The sequence below is a fragment of the Bacteroides sp. 41_26 genome, from assembly GCF_949740115.1.
Classification (GTDB): Bacteria; Bacteroidota; Bacteroidia; order Bacteroidales; family Bacteroidaceae; genus Bacteroides; species Bacteroides nordii.
In genome coordinates this window covers 13,491-29,592 of sequence record NZ_CATJGZ010000038.1, presented here as the reverse complement: position 1 = coordinate 29,592, position 16,102 = coordinate 13,491, and the positions used below count along the sequence as shown (strand labels likewise).

The window sequence follows — 16,102 nt, the reverse complement described above, 5'->3', positions numbered from 1 at the left end:
TCAAAAAGTACTCTATGCCGTAAATGTTTCATTTTTTGGTTTGTTTGTCTACTATTAATAGTCTGCCTTTGCCTACTTTTGAGCAAACGATTAAAACTCAAAGTAGAGATGAACAAATATAAACTGATTTTATTGGCCTTGAGCATGACTGGTTTTGCACAAGCAAAAGTTACATTACCAGCATTCTTCACCGACAATATGGTGGTACAGCAAAACAGCACATTAACGCTTCCAGGTAAAGCCAAAGCGGGCAAGAATGTTACAGTAAAAGCCAGCTGGAATGACAATAAGTTCACGACAAAAGCAACTACTGACGGTTCTTTCAGAATAGAAATACCCACTCCTGCTGCAGGAGGACCTTATACCATAACAATCTCTGACGGAGAAACCCTGACATTAAAAAATGTACTGGCGGGAGAAGTGTGGTTCTGTTCAGGACAATCTAACATGGAAATGCCTGTAGCCGGATGGGGAAAGGTGATGAACTATGAACAGGAAGTAGCAGAAGCAAAATACCCTTCTATCCGTTTACTGCAAGTTAAAAAAACAACTTCAGTGACTCCTGCAGAAAATGTAGAGATGAACATGGGAGGTTGGCAGGAATGCAATTCTTCTACCATTCCGGAATTCTCGGCCATAGCATATTTCTATGCACGCGAACTATGGAAAGAACTGAATGTACCCATTGGTGTGATTGATTGTACCTGGGGGGGAACTCCCGCCGAAGCATGGACAAGTATCGGTTCCCTAAAACAAGTGCCAGGTTTCGAGATACAAGCAAGTAAAATAGAAAACTCAGAGGCCATCGCAGCTTATCAGCAAGAGATAAAAGAGTGGCAGAAGCTATTAGTAACCAAGGATGCCGGCCTCAATAAAGGAATTCCAATGTGGATCTCCTCTCTTCAGACCGATCCGGCATGGAAGACTATGGAACTTCCGGGGTATTGGGAACAGAAAGGACTAAACGGAGTAGACGGCATAGTATGGTTCCAACGGGAAATAGAGATTCCTTCAAGCTGGGAAGGCAAGGAAATAACATTAAATCTCGGCATGATAGACGACGAAGACGTCACTTATTATAATGGAAAAGAAATAGCCAAAGGATATGGATACTCAACTCCTCGCCACTATACCGTCCCGGCAGAACTGGTTAAAGCAGGAAAAGGAGTCATCACTATACGAGTGTCCGACTCTGGCGGAGAAGGCGGTATACACGGAGAAGGAAAAGATATGTTTGCAGAAGCCAACGGGCAGAAAATCAAGCTGGAAGGAATATGGAATTACCGGATAGGTATAGCTCTGGGAGATCTCCCTCCGGCACCGATGTCATTAGAAAGTTCAAGTTATCCTTCTGTCTTGTACAATGCTATGGTACACCCGTTTACTATATTCCCAATCAAAGGAGTTATCTGGTATCAGGGAGAAGCTAATGTAGGAAGAGATAAACAATATACTCCCCTATTCCAGTCACTGATTGCCGATTGGAGAAAACAATGGAATACGGACTTTCCATTCTACTTTGTTCAACTGGCAAACTTTCTGAAACCACAAGAAGTTCAGCCAGACTCTCAATGGGCCGCTCTCCGGGAAGCACAGGCAGAAGCCCTGCATGTAGATAATACGGGAATGGTAGTAGCCATAGATCTGGGAGTATCCTACGACATTCACCCTAAAAACAAACAAGAAGTGGCTAAACGCTTTGCTACTTTAGCACTGGCAAATACTTACCATCAGGGAGAATACAAAATGCCAGCCTGCCAGTCTTATAACATCTCCGGAAAGAAATTAACACTAACATTCAACACAGAAATACAAGCACAAGAAAAAATAATAAAAGGATTTATCCTGGCCGGACCGGATGGAGTGTTCCATCCGGCAACGGCAACCTTAACAGGAAAAACAAACATCGTACTTGAATCTCCGGATGTGGCAATCCCTATAGCTGCCCGCTATAACTGGGCCGATTGTCCGGATGGTAATCTTTACAGTGCCAACTCCAACCTCCCGGTTCCACCCTTCCGAACGGACAAAGGAACATGCGAAAAGGCACAAAAGTAAGATTATCCATATTCTAAGTAATTTTATCTATTCCTTAACAGGATAAATCCGGGTTACTTTGCAGACGAGACTAATTCGTAATTCATTCATAAATTTAAAGACTACTTAGTACCATGAATTTAAAAACGACCCTATTGGCAGGTTTATTATGTCTTGCAGGCATAGCCCACGCCATCGAAAAACCGGTAATAAAAATTGAGACCGGAAACACCAGCCTCATCTACCGTGTAGGTGACAATGGACGTCTTTACCAGTCATATTTGGGCAAACGGCTCAACCATGAAGCAGACATTAACCATCTGCCGCAAGGAACCGAAGCCTATCTCACCCACGGTATGGAAGACTACTTTGAACCAGCACTACACATTGTACACAATGACGGCAATCCTTCTACCTTATTAAAATATGTATCACACGACAGTCGGAACCTCTCAGATGGTGTAAACGAAACTGTCATTACATTAGCTGACGACCAATATCCGGTAACTGTGAAGTTACACTACGTGGCTTATGCTAATGAAGACATTATCAAAACATTTACCGAAATCAGTCACCGTGAAAAGAAGCCGGTAATGCTTCATAAGTATGCTTCTTCACTGTTGCACCTCAATCATGACAAATACTTCCTCACAGAGTTTGCCGGAGATTGGTCACACGAAGCTAACGTCATGGAACGAGAACTGGCTTTCGGAAAAAAAGTCATTGATACCAAATTGGGAGCACGTGCCAATATGTTTGTTTCTCCTTTCTTCCAGTTGGCCATAGACCAACCCTCCGAAGAGAATGCAGGCGAAGTATTAGTAGGTACATTGGGATGGACAGGCAATTTCAACTTCACCTTTGAAGTAGACAACAAGAACCAGTTGCGCATCATCAGCGGTATCAATCCTTACGCGTCAGAGTATAGCCTTCCTTCCGGCGAGATATTCCGTACACCGGATTTCTACTTCACATATAGTATGAACGGAAAAGGACAAGCCAGCCGCAATTTCCATGATTGGGCACGTCGCTATCAGGTAAAAGACGGTGACCAAACCCGCATGACCCTACTAAACAACTGGGAAGCTACTTATTTTGATTTCGACGAAGAGAAACTGATCGGTTTGATGGACGAAGCCAAGAAATTAGGTGTGGACATGTTCCTGCTGGACGACGGCTGGTTTGCTAACAAGTACCCCCGCAGCAGTGACCATCAAGGACTGGGTGACTGGATAGAAACAGCTGATAAATTGCCTAATGGCATAGGACGTCTGACAGCAGAAGCAAAAAAACACGGTATTAAGTTTGGTATCTGGATCGAACCTGAAATGGTAAATCCCAAAAGTGAACTTTACGAGAAACACAAAGATTGGGTAATTCATCTGCCTAACCGTGAAGAATATTATTTCCGTAACCAAATGGTATTAGATCTTAGTAATCCGGCCGTACAGGATCATGTATTCGGTGTTGTGGATCAGTTAATGACTAAATACCCGGATCTTGCTTTCTTCAAATGGGATTGTAACAGCCCTATCACTAATATCTATTCGCCATACTTGAAAGGAAAACAAACACATCTATATATTGACTACGTAAAAGGCTTATACAAAGTGCTCGACCGCATAAAAGCCAAATACCCGAATCTGCCTATGATGTTATGCGCCGGTGGCAGCGGACGCTCTGATTATGAAGCATTGAAATACTTCACTGAATTCTGGCCCAGCGATAACACAGATCCTATCGAACGTCTGTTTATCCAATGGGGATTCTCACAAGTATTCCCCAGTAAGACTTTGTGTGCCCACGTTACTACCTGGAACAAAGATGCCAGCATCAAGTTCCGTACGGATGTAGCAATGATGTGCAAACTGGGATTTGATATCAAGATGAGTGATCTTACCCCAAACGAACAAGTGTATTGTCGTCAGGCTGTAACAGAATACAACCGCTTGAAACCGGTTATACTGGAAGGTGATCTCTATCGTCTTGTTTCGCCTTACGGAAGTAACCATACTTCAAGTATGTATGTGAACAAGGATAAGAATCAAGCCATCGTATTCGCATTTGATGTTTACCCACGCTACGGCGAACATATCCTGCCTGTACGTTTACAAGGATTGGAAGCCAACAAAATGTATCAGGTGAAAGAAATTAATCTGATGCCAGGTGCTTCTTCTTCAGTAAACGGAAACGGACAGACTTTCTCGGGTGAATATCTGATGAATGTAGGCCTTGACCTCTTCACTGGTTATAAATTAAACAGCCGCATTATTGAAATCATAGCACAGTAAGAACAGAATCACGAGGAGATGGAAAGAGATTCCATCTCCTCTTTATACCATAACACAATGAATCGAATACTATTAAGCAGCATCTTTACATTTATGCTGATTACCGGTACTATAAAAGCCGGTGAACACACACAATACGTAAACCCTTTTATCGGAACAGGAGCCGTGCACGGCAGCTTGTCCGGTAATAACTACCCGGGTGCCACCGTTCCTTTCGGAATGATACAGTTAAGCCCCGATACCCGCGAAGCTCCCGACTGGGCACAAGCATCGGGATATGATTACAATGACCAGACCATCTATGGATTCAGTCACACCCGCCTCAGCGGAACAGGAGCGTCAGACTTGATAGACCTCTTACTTTTACCGACAAGCGAGGGGCGTACTTCTTCGAATTTCTCCCACACAGCAGAAAAGGCTCAGCCCGGATACTACCAGGTGATGTTGGCAGACGAAGGAATCAATGCTGAATTGACGGCAACCACACGAACAGGAATCCACCGGTATAGCTACCCTAACGGAAAAGAAGCACAACTCATCATTGACTTAGATCATTCAGCCAATAAAGGAAGCTGGAACCGCCGCATCATAAATTCTCAGATCCGTATCGTTAATGATCATGCTATCGAAGGATACCGCATCATTACAGGTTGGGCCAAACTACGAAAAGTATATTTCTACATAGAGTTTTCCAGTCCTATTCTCTCCTCGTCGTTGAGAGACGGTGACCGCCAATACGAAAACACCCCCGTCATCAATGGCAGTAATCTGCATGCCATGTTGCGTTTTGGAAAGCTTAATGAAAAACCGTTGATTTGCAAAGTAGCTTTATCTCCGGTATCTACGGATAATGCCCGGTTAAATCTAAAGCAGGAAGCCTCACACTGGGACTTTAACCAGTACACCACTGATGCCGATCGATTATGGGAAAAAGAACTGGAAAAAATCAATATCCAAGGTACCGATTTGCAAAAAACAATATTCTATACGGCTTTATACCACACCCTGATACAACCCAATACAATAAGTGATGTAAACGGAGAATATATGGCAGCCGATTACACCACCCGGCAACTGTCTGCAAACGAAACACACTACACTACGTTCTCTCTTTGGGATACATTCAGAGGTGCTCATCCGCTTTATACATTACTCAACGCGGATCGTGTCACAGATTTCGTAAAAAGCATGATACGTCAATATGAGTATTATGGCTATCTGCCTATCTGGCAATTATGGGGACAAGACAACTACTGCATGATAGGTAACCACTCTATTCCCGTCATTGTAGATGCTATCCTGAAAGGAATACCCGGAATTGATATAGAAAAAGCTTATGAAGCCGTATACAACAGTTCGGTAATTTCTCATCCCAACTCACCTTTTGAGGTATGGGAAAAATATGGATATATGCCCGAAAATATACAGACTCAATCAGTTTCCATTACTCTGGAGCAAGCTTTTGATGACTGGTGTGTAGCACAGTTAGCAAAAAAATTAGGAAAGAACGATGACTACGAACGTTTTATGAAACGCTCGGCTTTCTATCGTAATTTATTCAATCCGGAGACCGGATTCTTTCAATCGAAAAATGATAAGGGCGAATGGATAGAGCCATTTGATCCCTATAAATACGGAGCCAATGGCGGTTATCCTTTCACAGAAGGAAATGCCTGGCAATACTTTTGGTATGTACCACAAAACATACCCGACCTCATTACATTGACAGGAGGAAATAAAGCTTTCACAGCAAAACTGGATACTTTCTTCACCGTCAATCATCAAAGCGGTGAACTAAACGATAATGCCTCCGGCTTTGTTGGCCAATATGCCCATGGAAATGAACCCAGCCATCACGTAGCTTACCTGTATACCTGTGCAGGAGAACCCTGGAAAACACAGAAGTATGTAGCGCACATCATGAATAACCTGTACAATGATACTTCTTCGGGATATGCCGGAAACGATGATTGCGGTGAGATGTCTGCCTGGTACATCTTCGGAGCACTTGGTTTCTACCCGGTCAACCCGGCGAGTGGTGAATATATAATCGGCACTCCGATGCTGGAAGAAGCAACTATACATCTGCCCGACGGAAAGACTTTTGCAATAAAAGCTCCCCGCAAAAAAGGAAATGAGATTTATATCCGCTCCATAAAGCTAAATGGTAAGAAGCATACAAAAAATTATATCACACATCAGGATATATTAAATGGCGGTACCCTGGAATTTGTTATGAGTGCTACACCACAAAAGAAATAATCCGGATGTTCATGAAAAGACTGTTATTCATATTTCTGCTATTTCTGAGTCCAAATGTTATAAACACTTGGGCTCAGAAAGCAGTAACAATTGATAAGGCCGGTAAATCCGAGCATAAACAGGGAAAGGTTATCCTTGTAACCCCACCGGAGAAAGGATATTGTAATTCTGTAATTCTCAGGGCATTTGAAGAGGCAGCCAAAGCGAAAGGACGCCCTACTACGATTCTACTACAGTTGGGGCGCTATGTTTTCGGACGTGACGAGTCCATCCATCAAAGGTACTTAATCTCCAATACCGCTTCTGAAAGCGAAGATCCGGATCAGATAAAGCATATCGCCCTGCTACTAAAAGGATTGAAAAATATTACCATAGATGGCGGTGGATCAACTCTACTGATGGATGGAGAAATGACCTCCTTCATTATAGACTCCTGTCGTAATATTACGTTAAAAAATTTCTATCTCGATTTTGTAATTCCTACCCAGACTGAAATTGAAATAATAGAACAAGGAAAGAATCATCTTCTGGCAAAAGTACATCCGACCTCTCATTATAAAATAGAAAATGAAAAGCTGATATGGCAAGGTAATGGATGGTCCTTTTCTGAGGGAATAGCACAGACTTATGACCGTAAAGAGGATGTCACCTGGAGAAGCTGGTGTCCACTGGACGGATTAAAGAGTACTGTAGAGTTACAACCCGGTTTGCTTTGGATGAATTATCAAGAAAAGCCGGATACACCTCCGGGAATGGTATTTCAAATGAGGGATGCCATCCGTGATGAGGTATGCGGACTAATACAATATAGCCGCGATATTCGTTTGGAGAATATTCGTATTTATTATGCCGGTAACTTTGGTATTGTAAGCCAGTATAGTGAAAACCTGGCATTTGAACAATTGTATTTTGAACCCGAACCGGGTAGCGGTAGAACCAATACCGGCTTTGCCGATTTTCTACAAGTTTCGGGATGTAAAGGAAAAGTACAGATTCAGAATTGCCGTTTTACCGGTGCACATGATGATCCGATCAACGTGCACGGTACTCACCTGCAAGTCGTAGAGTATCTTTCTGACAGAAAAGTCAAACTGGGCTTTATGCATCCTCAGACTTTCGGTTTTCACGCTTTCTTTCCCGGTGATGAAGTAGCTTTTATTAATTCAAATACACTTTTACCGGTTGTTGAAGCAAAAGTAAAAAAGGTGACACGCGTAGATGACCGCCATGTTATTGTAGAAATTGACCGTCAACTCCCTGAAACAGTCAGAAGTACAGAACTGGTAGCAGTAGAAAATTTAACCTGGACCCCTGAAGTCGTTATTCGTAATAATTATTTCTCCAGAATACCAACACGAGGAATATTAGTCACTACGCGAAAAAAGGTCGTCATTGAAGACAATACCTTCTACCGTATGCAAATGAGTGCAATACTGATAGCTGATGATGCCCGCAGCTGGTTCGAATCCGGTCCAGTGACTGATGTAACTATCCGTAGAAACAAATTTATAGAATGCGGAGAACCCGTAATCAATGTAGCACCCGAGAACAATGTATATGCAGGTGCAGTACATCACAATATATCTGTTACCAAGAATCATTTCCAATTAAAAGGAGAAACAGCCGTCAAAGCACGTTGTACTGATGGGGTAACAATTGCCGGCAACCTGATTGGACTGCCGGACGAAAACAAGAAGAAATCTGTTGTTATCATTGAGCAATGCGAAAAGGTAAACGTTCGGGATAATCAATTTTACCAACGTTCCTCAGGATTTTAATTAAGTAGTACTATTAATCATGAAAAATATGACACATTTAAAAACTTATTTAGCAGTAGTAACCTTGGCGCTTACAGGATGTCAAAGTGCAAATAATGCTGGTGAAACCGCAGAGTTGTGGTATGCCCAACCAGCAAAAGAATGGATGGAATCCCTACCTATCGGTAATGGGCGGTTGGGTGCCATGACTTATGGTGGAATCGAAGAAGAAACACTGGCCTTGAATGAATCTTCCATGTGGTCGGGGCAGTTCAATGAGAATCAGAATAAGCCTTTTGGTCGTGCTAAGCTCGATAATTTAAGAAAGTTATTTTTCGAAGGAAAATTGTGGGAAGGAAATCATATAGCCGGTGATAACCTGAATGGTGTGCAAACGTCTTTTGGCACCCATCTTCCTATAGGCGATCTGAAAATGAAGTTTACTTATCCCGAAGGAGATATTACAAATTATCGCCGTTCACTAAGTTTAAACGAAGCGATCAGCAGTATTTCTTTTAGTGCAGGTGGGGTAAATTATAAACGTGAATATTTTGCTACGAATCCCGATAATGTACTTGTCCTTCGCTTATCAGCAGATAAGCCAAAGTCTGTTACCATGGATATGGCTCTGGATCTAATGCGTCAGTCAGAATTTACCGTCGAAGATAATCAGTTGATCTTTACTGGTAAAGTAGACTTTCCGTTACACGGTCCGGGTGGTGTGAATTTTGAAGGAAGAATAGCCGTATTGGCCGATAATGGCGAAGTAAAAATGGATAAAGCGGGTATCAGTGTAAGCAATGCTGATGCGGTGACAATGATCGTAGACGTACGTACCGATTATAAAAATCCGGATTATAAAGCTTTGTGCGCAACAACAGTTGAGGAGGCCGGTATGAAACCCTACGAAGCACTGAAACTGACGCATATAAAAGATTATTCAGATTTATTCAACCGGGTAGAACTGAGCTTAGGTAAAGATTCCAACGACACCATACCTACAGATATCCGCTGGAAACAAATACGATCAGGAAAAACAGATACAAGTTTCGATGCTTTGTACTTTCAGTACGGACGCTACCTGACAATTGCCAGCTCACGTGAGAATTCCCCGTTGCCAATTGCTTTACAAGGTTTCTTTAATGATAATCAGGCTTGTAACATGGGATGGACAAACGACTATCATCTTGATATAAACACGCAACAAAACTACTGGGTATCCAATGTCGGAAATTTGGCAGAGTGTAATACTCCGCTCTTCAATTACATCAAAGATTTATCCGTACATGGAGCCAAAACTGCTGAAGTTGTATATGGCTGCAAAGGTTGGACAGCCAATACAACTGCCAATATCTGGGGGTATACCCCGGCATCCGGAAGTGTCATCTGGGGACTATTTCCCCTTGCCGGTTCATGGATAGCTACGCATTTATGGACGCAGTATGAATATACACAGGATAAAAAGTATCTGGCAGAAGTAGCTTATCCTTTGCTGAAAGGTAATGCCGAATTCATACTTGACTACATGGCAGAAAATCCTGCTAATGGTTATTTGATGACAGGTCCAAGTATCTCACCGGAAAACTGGTTCAAAACAGCAGACGGACAGGAAATGGTAGCTTCTATGATGCCTACCTGCGACCGTGAACTGGTTTGCGAGATCTTTACTTCTTGTATCCAGGCTGCTGATATTTTAGGCATTGACAAAGCATTCAGTGATAATCTGCAAACGGCTTTAAGCAAACTTCCTCCTATACAACTGCGTGTGAACGGAGCCATCCGCGAGTGGTTTGAAGATTATGAAGAAGCACACCCGAACCATCGTCATACCTCGCACTTATTGGCTTTATATCCTTTCTCACAAATCACTTTAGAGAAAACACCCGAACTCGCAGCAGCAGCCCGTAAAACGATAGAAGCACGTCTTGCTGCAGAAAACTGGGAAGATACCGAATGGAGTCGTGCCAACATGATCTGCTTTTATGCCCGCCTGAAGGATGCGGAAGAAGCTTATAAAAGCGTAAAGACCCTCCAGGGAATGTTATCACGCGAAAACCTGTTAACCGTTTCACCAGGCGGCATAGCCGGAGCCCCGAATGACATTTATTCATTCGACGGAAATCCCGCAGGAGCTGCCGGAATGGCGGAGATGTTAATACAAAACCACGAAGGATATGTTGAATTCTTGCCTTGCTTACCAGCAGCATGGAAGGATGGTCAATTCAAAGGTTTATGTATTCGTGGAGGAGCTGAGGTTTCGGCACAATGGGAAAATGCTGTGATCCAACATGCATCGCTAAAAGCTACGGCCGACAACACATTTACTGTAAAACTTCCTACCGAAAAGAAGTATACGGTAACCTTGAACGGAAAAGAAGTCTCGGCCAAAACCGATAGCAAGGGATTAATCACTGTTGAAATGAAAGCTCAGGATTTGCTGGAAATCAAATAAGATTCATACCATATGAAAAGAGAGGGTGTGTCAAAAGCAGATAAAGCTACCAATATGTAACTTTAGAAACGCAGATTAACGCAAATTAGCGCAAATACAATTTAATATTTGCGCTAATTTGCGTTAATCTGCGTTTTAATAATGGCTGATTTTACTTTTACCCCCCTTTTTTTATAAAGCCGGGACATCTGCATCTAAGTCATCCCCCTTTAACTGTGACGGTGCCATATGATACTTCTCCTTAAACTTCCGGGAGAAGTGTGCCAGAGTTTCAAACCCCAACTCCCAGTAAATATCCGAAGGCCTCTGATGCTCTTCTGTTATCTTATGGTAAGCAACCTCCAGACGTTTGTCAATCAACCACTTATTAGGCGTCGTGCCAAATAGTCGGATAAACTCCCGGCGAAACGTAGAAAGGCTCCTGCCCGAAAACTCTGCAAAATGCTCCAAAGGGGCATTAAACATATAGTTGGCATTCATAAACTCAACCAGATCTTTCTGAACCAATGGGTTACTAAACAAAGAAGCAACAATTTCCTTATCTGTTAAAGTCAGCAAATGAAGGCATTCTTCCAATTTAAGTTCAATCAATCTTCTATCCGGATAAGCTCCCTCATCCGAATAAACAGCAAGCGAAGCAAACAAAGCTTTCAAAAATGTATTCTCGTTTATCTTCTTAAAATAGAATGAAGTATAGCTCGTACACACCGGTACCAGATTATTCTGTGCATAAGACTTTAAAAACTTCTCCGTAAGGTTCAGACAAAGTAAACGGCAATATCCATTCTTACCAGGTGTTATCTTTATCTTCGAGAACCCACCACGGTTGACAAAGAAGTAATCACCTGATCTCGCTGTAATATGTTCTCCGGAACTAGACAACGCAATCATTCCCTCCGCCACTTTTATCAGTTTATAATTACGCTCATACAATTCCTTCTGTGCCGGTTTATCATAGCACACAAAATAAAAAGGCTCTTCGGATTTCCGAAACTCACGTTGATGATTCATAGCGGCAAAGATAATCAACATGACTCTTACAGACAACTAATTTTGCAACTTAGCGACAAGTCCGATAAGATTAAACCGCTTAATTTTGCAACCTGAAATAAAACAAAGAAGTATGTCAAAAAAAGAAACGACAAGAAGATACATTTTATTTATCACCGGTTTATTTATCAACGCAATAGGAATCAGTCTGATTATCAAGGCAGGACTTGGTTCATCCCCTATATCCAGCCTTCCTTACACTATCAGTCTCGGATTTCCTGTCACTTTGGGGACACTGACTTTTATTTTGAACCTTCTTCTCATAGCAGGACAGATTGTGTTACTAAAAAAGGATTTTAAGAAGATCCAATGGTTACAACTCCCCGTCTCCATCCTTTTCGGTTTTTTCATAGACCTCTCCATGTTGATGCTGGCTTGGGTAATGCCGGAATTCTACCCCTGGAAAATTGTTACTTTACTCCTGGGTTGCATGATTCTCGGGCTGGGAGTCAGCCTGGAAGTAATAGCCAATGTAGTTATGCTATCGGGAGAAGCATTCGTACATGCCATCTCACAAAAGAAGAAAAAAGAGTTTGGCTGGGTGAAAATAGGCTTTGATTGTACATTGATGATTTTGGCCTGTACCTTATCTCTGATACTATTCGGAGAGATTGCAGGCGTACGCGAAGGAACTATTATTGCGGCATTACTTGTCGGGGTATTCGCACGCTTTTTCAATCATCGGTTGATTTTCCTGAATACAATGCTCAGTGACCGGACAGCTCCTGTCACTGTCGAAGTTCCTCGTAGAACACAATTCGTCATCACCATAGCACGTGAGTTTGGTAGTGGTGGACGAGAAATAGGACGAAAAATAGCCAGTGACTTAGGTATTGCATTTTATGATGAGGAACTGATTAATATGGTAGCAACCGAAAATAATCTCACGCCAGGATATGTAGAACAACATGAGCAGAATATTTCAAGCCAACTACTCTACGAATTCATCATGCAGGATTTCACTGTACCCATTGAGAAAAGTCTCTCTTCTGACGATGCTCTGTTTGTTGCCCAAAGTAAAGTAATCCGCAAGGTAGCAAGCCAGCATTCTTGTGTAATAGTAGGTCGGTGCGCTAATTACGTCTTACAGGATTATGAACGATGCTTTAATATATTTCTACATGCAGATTGGGACAGTAAACTCAAAAGAATTATTAATGAATACGGAGAGCCTGCAGACAAGGCAGAAAGTAAACTGAGACGAATAAACAAAGCAAGAGCCAACCACTACAAAGCCTACACCGGCCGTACGTGGAATGACTCTAAAAATTACGATTTGTGCCTCAACACCAGCATTTTGGGTATAGACGAAGCATGCAAAATCATTGAGAAGACTGCAAAAATATACCTGGAAAGAAAGGATAAAGCTCCCATAACAGTCTCATAGCAACTACTCCTCTCCTTCTCTATATTCCAGAATATCTCCCGGCTGGCAATCCAGCTCTTTACAAATCGCTTCAAGTGTTGAGAACCGGATTGCTTTTGCCTTTCCGGTTTTCAATATAGACAGATTGGCCGGTGTAATATCTATTTTTTCCGCCAATTCTCCCAGAGATATTTTTCTCCGGGCCATCATTATATCAAGGTTTACTATTATAGCCATAATTTCTCTTTTTTCAGTTTAGGTCAAATGGTAAGTTCCTGTTCTTCTTTTAATTTCACTCCTACTGCAAAAATTTCAATAAACAAAGCAAGAATAGAGAACATCATCCATGGATATTTTATGGAGTAACTTTCCACCTCATACCCTTCCAAAAGTATTTGCGAAGTCCAGTCGCTATACAAGAAGTAATTTCCGCCCTCCATACAAACTCCCAACAGAATGACAGAGTAAATAAAGTAACGCATACGCTTTACATTTTTCCGTGTAAATACATCACCACGAATAGCAGAAAAAACAACCCGGACCAGACAATAAATACCGTATATACATAAAATAATAAACGGTACAGTACAACACTGATACATCGTATACCAGGAAGGAGTTTTCACAACGGTGTGTATACAAGCAACGGAGTAAGGCACCTTTTTATCAAAAGTTTTGTTCAACAACGAGTCTTCAGCAACCGACTTTGCCTTCACAGAGAAATCGGTAGTATATGTACCTTTCTCACCAATATACTCTCTCGAATCACCTGCTTCATTCCAGCCATCTATAAAACCTGGCACAGCATCTTTCAATGCAGTTACCATAAACATAACAAAAACCAATATCCCCAATATTTTTACAGCTTTCATCTTTCCCATAAATATCCTTTCAGACACAAATTATTAAATAGTGAGTTCCTGCTCCTCTTTCATACGGACACCAATCTTGAATACACATCCGATAAATAAAATAAATACTCCAAGCAAAATATAAATCAGATAAGTCTGCCGGAGATTGCTCACAGAGACAAAAGTTCCGAAAAAGCCTTGCAGTAACCCATTCAGTTCGACAATTCCTCCAATAGCCACAATCAGAGTAGAGTTCTCCTTCGTAAATACCTCTTTACGTTTCACATTACGAAGCAGGCAGAAGATAAGAATACTACATACAGCCATTGCCAATAGAGTAACACTTTGAGGAAGCATAATCCACAAGAAATCGTCGGTGTCATCTTTCCCTAAATCAAAACACAACATCGCATTTTGAATAAAGCTAATCAGCAAGCAGCAGAAACAGATAAACATCAAGCATGTCATCACCACTTCCAACTCTTGTTTCGGATCTTTGCTAAACAAACTTTTCATACTTGTTTCCTTTCTTAAATAGTTAAATCCTGCTCTTCTTTCATTCTTAATCCGATGGCAAAAATCTCACCTATAATCAAGGCTACCAACCCTAAGGTTAAAGTCAACTTGGATACAAGACCAGATAAATTCAAAGAATATCCCGGTATTGAGAATGCATCCGATAGTTCATAAGCCGAAATATAAGCAGGAAGAGCATCGCAAATAAAATTAAGAATGAGAATAGCTCCCAACCAGCGAAGGCGGCGGACATTCTTCCAACTGAAAATATTCGATTTATTAATAGCTACTATCAATTTAAAGAAGAAGACCACAGAGAAGATCATGGTGAAAATGCCAATAAAATTGCACAACATTGAGGTAAACTTAAACCACAGATTAATCGGTGTATTCACACTCACTATCAATTTGCCATAAATAGCTGGAACAAATTTTCCCGATTTCTCATTATACACTGAATCTTTCAGATCAACAAAATCATCCGGAAACAAAGAGATGGATTTCATATCGTGTGTTCGCTTCAATTGTTCTTTATCATGCTCTGCATTCATTCCCACCCGGAAACCGGCCATAAATGCATTACTAAAATAGTAAGCAGACTCAAACACCGAGTAACAAAATACCAGCATTACCAATAAACAAAGTATATTCAATCTCCTTTTCATGACAATCAATTGTTTTCAGTCAATATTTCTATGTTATTATCTTTTTTCCAGGGATAAGCTACTGTCGTTCGTTTCATCAACCAATAACACCCTACCAGCAATACAGCTGCCACACAAGTGATTATCAGATTGGCCGTACCACCAACAAGAGCATCCATATCCTCCACACCAGGATATTTTATATTAATATAAACCGATATGCTATTATTTAATATGTGCATCAGAATACAAGGTATCAGACTCGCTGTTTTGTAATAAACCCATGCTAAAAGAAGGCCGATAAGAAATGCGGGCACCACCTGCACCGGATTAATATGGAATATCCCAAATATCAAAGCCGAAATAAAAATAGCTTTTGCAGGATTATATTGTTTCAACAAAGCCTTGGTGATAGCGCCACGGAATAACAACTCTTCAAGGATAGGCCCCACAACAGCTATGGCAACAATTCCTCCCCAACCGGATTGCAAAATATCGAAAGCCTGTTCCATTATATTGGGTAACCACTTCATGTGAGATATCAATGTAGAAGCCAGCCACGAGCAAGAGAGAAGGCTAACCACACTCAGCACCAGATAAGAAGGGGATAGTGTAGACCAGATTACTTTTTCATTACTGATATAACCTGCTTTCCAAAGGTAGAAAAGCATTAACAGGATACCGGTCATCTGTGCCGGAATCATTATCATCTGCATCAGCGCCTCTTTGTCTATCCCACCGGTAGTGGCAAACAAATAAATAGCACAGGGAACTGTTATCAAAATAGGTGACAGAATCTGTAAAATTGCAAAGTAAATAAGAACCAGTTTTATCGCAGTTTTCATTTCATTTTTATATTAAAGGGGTGCAAAGATA

Annotated in this window: 12 protein-coding genes; 6 read left to right on the top strand and 6 right to left on the bottom strand. The window is 41.5% G+C overall.

Features of this window, described 5'->3' with window-relative positions; all coding sequences use genetic code 11:
• The first annotated feature begins 108 nt into the window (after positions 1-108).
• The 5 genes from QX565_RS01080 to QX565_RS01060 all read left to right on the top strand — a co-directional run bounded on the left by QX565_RS01080 (position 109) and on the right by QX565_RS01060 (position 10,799).
• Positions 109-2,058, top strand: a complete 1,950-nt coding sequence (locus QX565_RS01080) for a sialate O-acetylesterase (RefSeq protein WP_289290759.1) — start codon at positions 109-111, stop codon at positions 2,056-2,058.
• Positions 2,059-2,171: 113 nt separating this feature from the next.
• The gene (locus tag QX565_RS01075; RefSeq protein ID WP_289290757.1) at positions 2,172-4,328 is read left to right on the top strand and encodes an alpha-galactosidase; all 2,157 of its coding nucleotides are present in this window, start codon (positions 2,172-2,174) and stop codon (positions 4,326-4,328) included.
• A 57-nt stretch (positions 4,329-4,385) separates the two neighbouring features.
• Complete coding sequence (locus QX565_RS01070; protein ID WP_289290755.1) at positions 4,386-6,590, top strand: GH92 family glycosyl hydrolase; 2,205 nt, start codon at positions 4,386-4,388, stop codon at positions 6,588-6,590.
• Between the two features lie 11 nt (positions 6,591-6,601).
• Positions 6,602-8,368, top strand: coding sequence for a right-handed parallel beta-helix repeat-containing protein (locus QX565_RS01065; protein WP_289290753.1), 1,767 nt, complete (start codon positions 6,602-6,604; stop codon positions 8,366-8,368).
• A gap of 28 nt (positions 8,369-8,396) precedes the next feature.
• Complete coding sequence (locus tag QX565_RS01060; protein ID WP_289290752.1) at positions 8,397-10,799, top strand: glycoside hydrolase family 95 protein; 2,403 nt, start codon at positions 8,397-8,399, stop codon at positions 10,797-10,799.
• Between the two features lie 171 nt (positions 10,800-10,970).
• On the opposite strand, the gene QX565_RS01055 is transcribed toward QX565_RS01060, so the two are convergent.
• Positions 10,971-11,831 (bottom strand): helix-turn-helix domain-containing protein, encoded by an 861-nt coding sequence (locus QX565_RS01055; protein ID WP_289290750.1) that lies wholly within the window; start codon positions 11,829-11,831, stop codon positions 10,971-10,973.
• Positions 11,832-11,922: 91 nt separating this feature from the next.
• Here QX565_RS01055 and QX565_RS01050 point away from each other — a divergent pair, with 91 nt between their 5' ends.
• Positions 11,923-13,236 carry a cytidylate kinase family protein gene (locus tag QX565_RS01050; protein ID WP_289290748.1) on the top strand — a complete coding sequence of 438 codons (1,314 nt, stop codon included), beginning with the start codon at positions 11,923-11,925 and terminating at the stop codon, positions 13,234-13,236.
• 3 nt (positions 13,237-13,239) lie between these two features.
• On the opposite strand, the gene QX565_RS01045 is transcribed toward QX565_RS01050, so the two are convergent.
• The 5 genes from QX565_RS01045 to QX565_RS01025 are packed head-to-tail and all read right to left on the bottom strand — an operon-like array spanning position 13,240 to position 16,071.
• Entirely contained in the window at positions 13,240-13,452 is a 213-nt protein-coding gene (locus QX565_RS01045; protein WP_002558173.1) for a helix-turn-helix domain-containing protein, read from the bottom strand.
• Positions 13,453-13,475: 23 nt separating this feature from the next.
• Positions 13,476-14,096 carry a DUF2975 domain-containing protein gene (locus QX565_RS01040; RefSeq protein ID WP_221649171.1) on the bottom strand — a complete coding sequence of 207 codons (621 nt, stop codon included), beginning with the start codon at positions 14,094-14,096 and terminating at the stop codon, positions 13,476-13,478.
• Positions 14,097-14,120: 24 nt separating this feature from the next.
• Complete coding sequence (locus QX565_RS01035) at positions 14,121-14,582, bottom strand: DUF2975 domain-containing protein (RefSeq protein WP_002558175.1); 462 nt, start codon at positions 14,580-14,582, stop codon at positions 14,121-14,123.
• Positions 14,583-14,596: 14 nt separating this feature from the next.
• Positions 14,597-15,247: a DUF2975 domain-containing protein gene (locus tag QX565_RS01030; RefSeq protein WP_289290745.1), complete on the bottom strand. Its 651-nt coding sequence runs from the start codon at positions 15,245-15,247 to the stop codon at positions 14,597-14,599.
• A gap of 5 nt (positions 15,248-15,252) precedes the next feature.
• Positions 15,253-16,071: a CPBP family intramembrane glutamic endopeptidase gene (locus tag QX565_RS01025; protein WP_289290743.1), complete on the bottom strand. Its 819-nt coding sequence runs from the start codon at positions 16,069-16,071 to the stop codon at positions 15,253-15,255.
• Between the last annotated feature and the right edge of the window lie 31 nt (positions 16,072-16,102).

Excerpts from the sequence above, each read along its gene's own strand:
- QX565_RS01080 (WP_289290759.1), top strand. The coding sequence starts at position 109 with ATGAACAAATATAAACTGATTTTATTGGCCTTGAGCATGACTGGTTTT.
- QX565_RS01075 (WP_289290757.1), top strand. The coding sequence starts at position 2,172 with ATGAATTTAAAAACGACCCTATTGGCAGGTTTATTATGTCTTGCAGGC.
- QX565_RS01070 (WP_289290755.1), top strand. The coding sequence starts at position 4,386 with ATGAATCGAATACTATTAAGCAGCATCTTTACATTTATGCTGATTACC.
- QX565_RS01065 (WP_289290753.1), top strand. The coding sequence starts at position 6,602 with ATGAAAAGACTGTTATTCATATTTCTGCTATTTCTGAGTCCAAATGTT.
- QX565_RS01060 (WP_289290752.1), top strand. The coding sequence starts at position 8,397 with ATGACACATTTAAAAACTTATTTAGCAGTAGTAACCTTGGCGCTTACA.
- QX565_RS01055 (WP_289290750.1), bottom strand. The coding sequence starts at position 11,831 with ATGTTGATTATCTTTGCCGCTATGAATCATCAACGTGAGTTTCGGAAA.
- QX565_RS01050 (WP_289290748.1), top strand. The coding sequence starts at position 11,923 with ATGTCAAAAAAAGAAACGACAAGAAGATACATTTTATTTATCACCGGT.
- QX565_RS01045 (WP_002558173.1), bottom strand. The coding sequence starts at position 13,452 with ATGGCTATAATAGTAAACCTTGATATAATGATGGCCCGGAGAAAAATA.
- QX565_RS01040 (WP_221649171.1), bottom strand. The coding sequence starts at position 14,096 with ATGGGAAAGATGAAAGCTGTAAAAATATTGGGGATATTGGTTTTTGTT.
- QX565_RS01035 (WP_002558175.1), bottom strand. The coding sequence starts at position 14,582 with ATGAAAAGTTTGTTTAGCAAAGATCCGAAACAAGAGTTGGAAGTGGTG.
- QX565_RS01030 (WP_289290745.1), bottom strand. The coding sequence starts at position 15,247 with ATGAAAAGGAGATTGAATATACTTTGTTTATTGGTAATGCTGGTATTT.
- QX565_RS01025 (WP_289290743.1), bottom strand. The coding sequence starts at position 16,071 with ATGAAAACTGCGATAAAACTGGTTCTTATTTACTTTGCAATTTTACAG.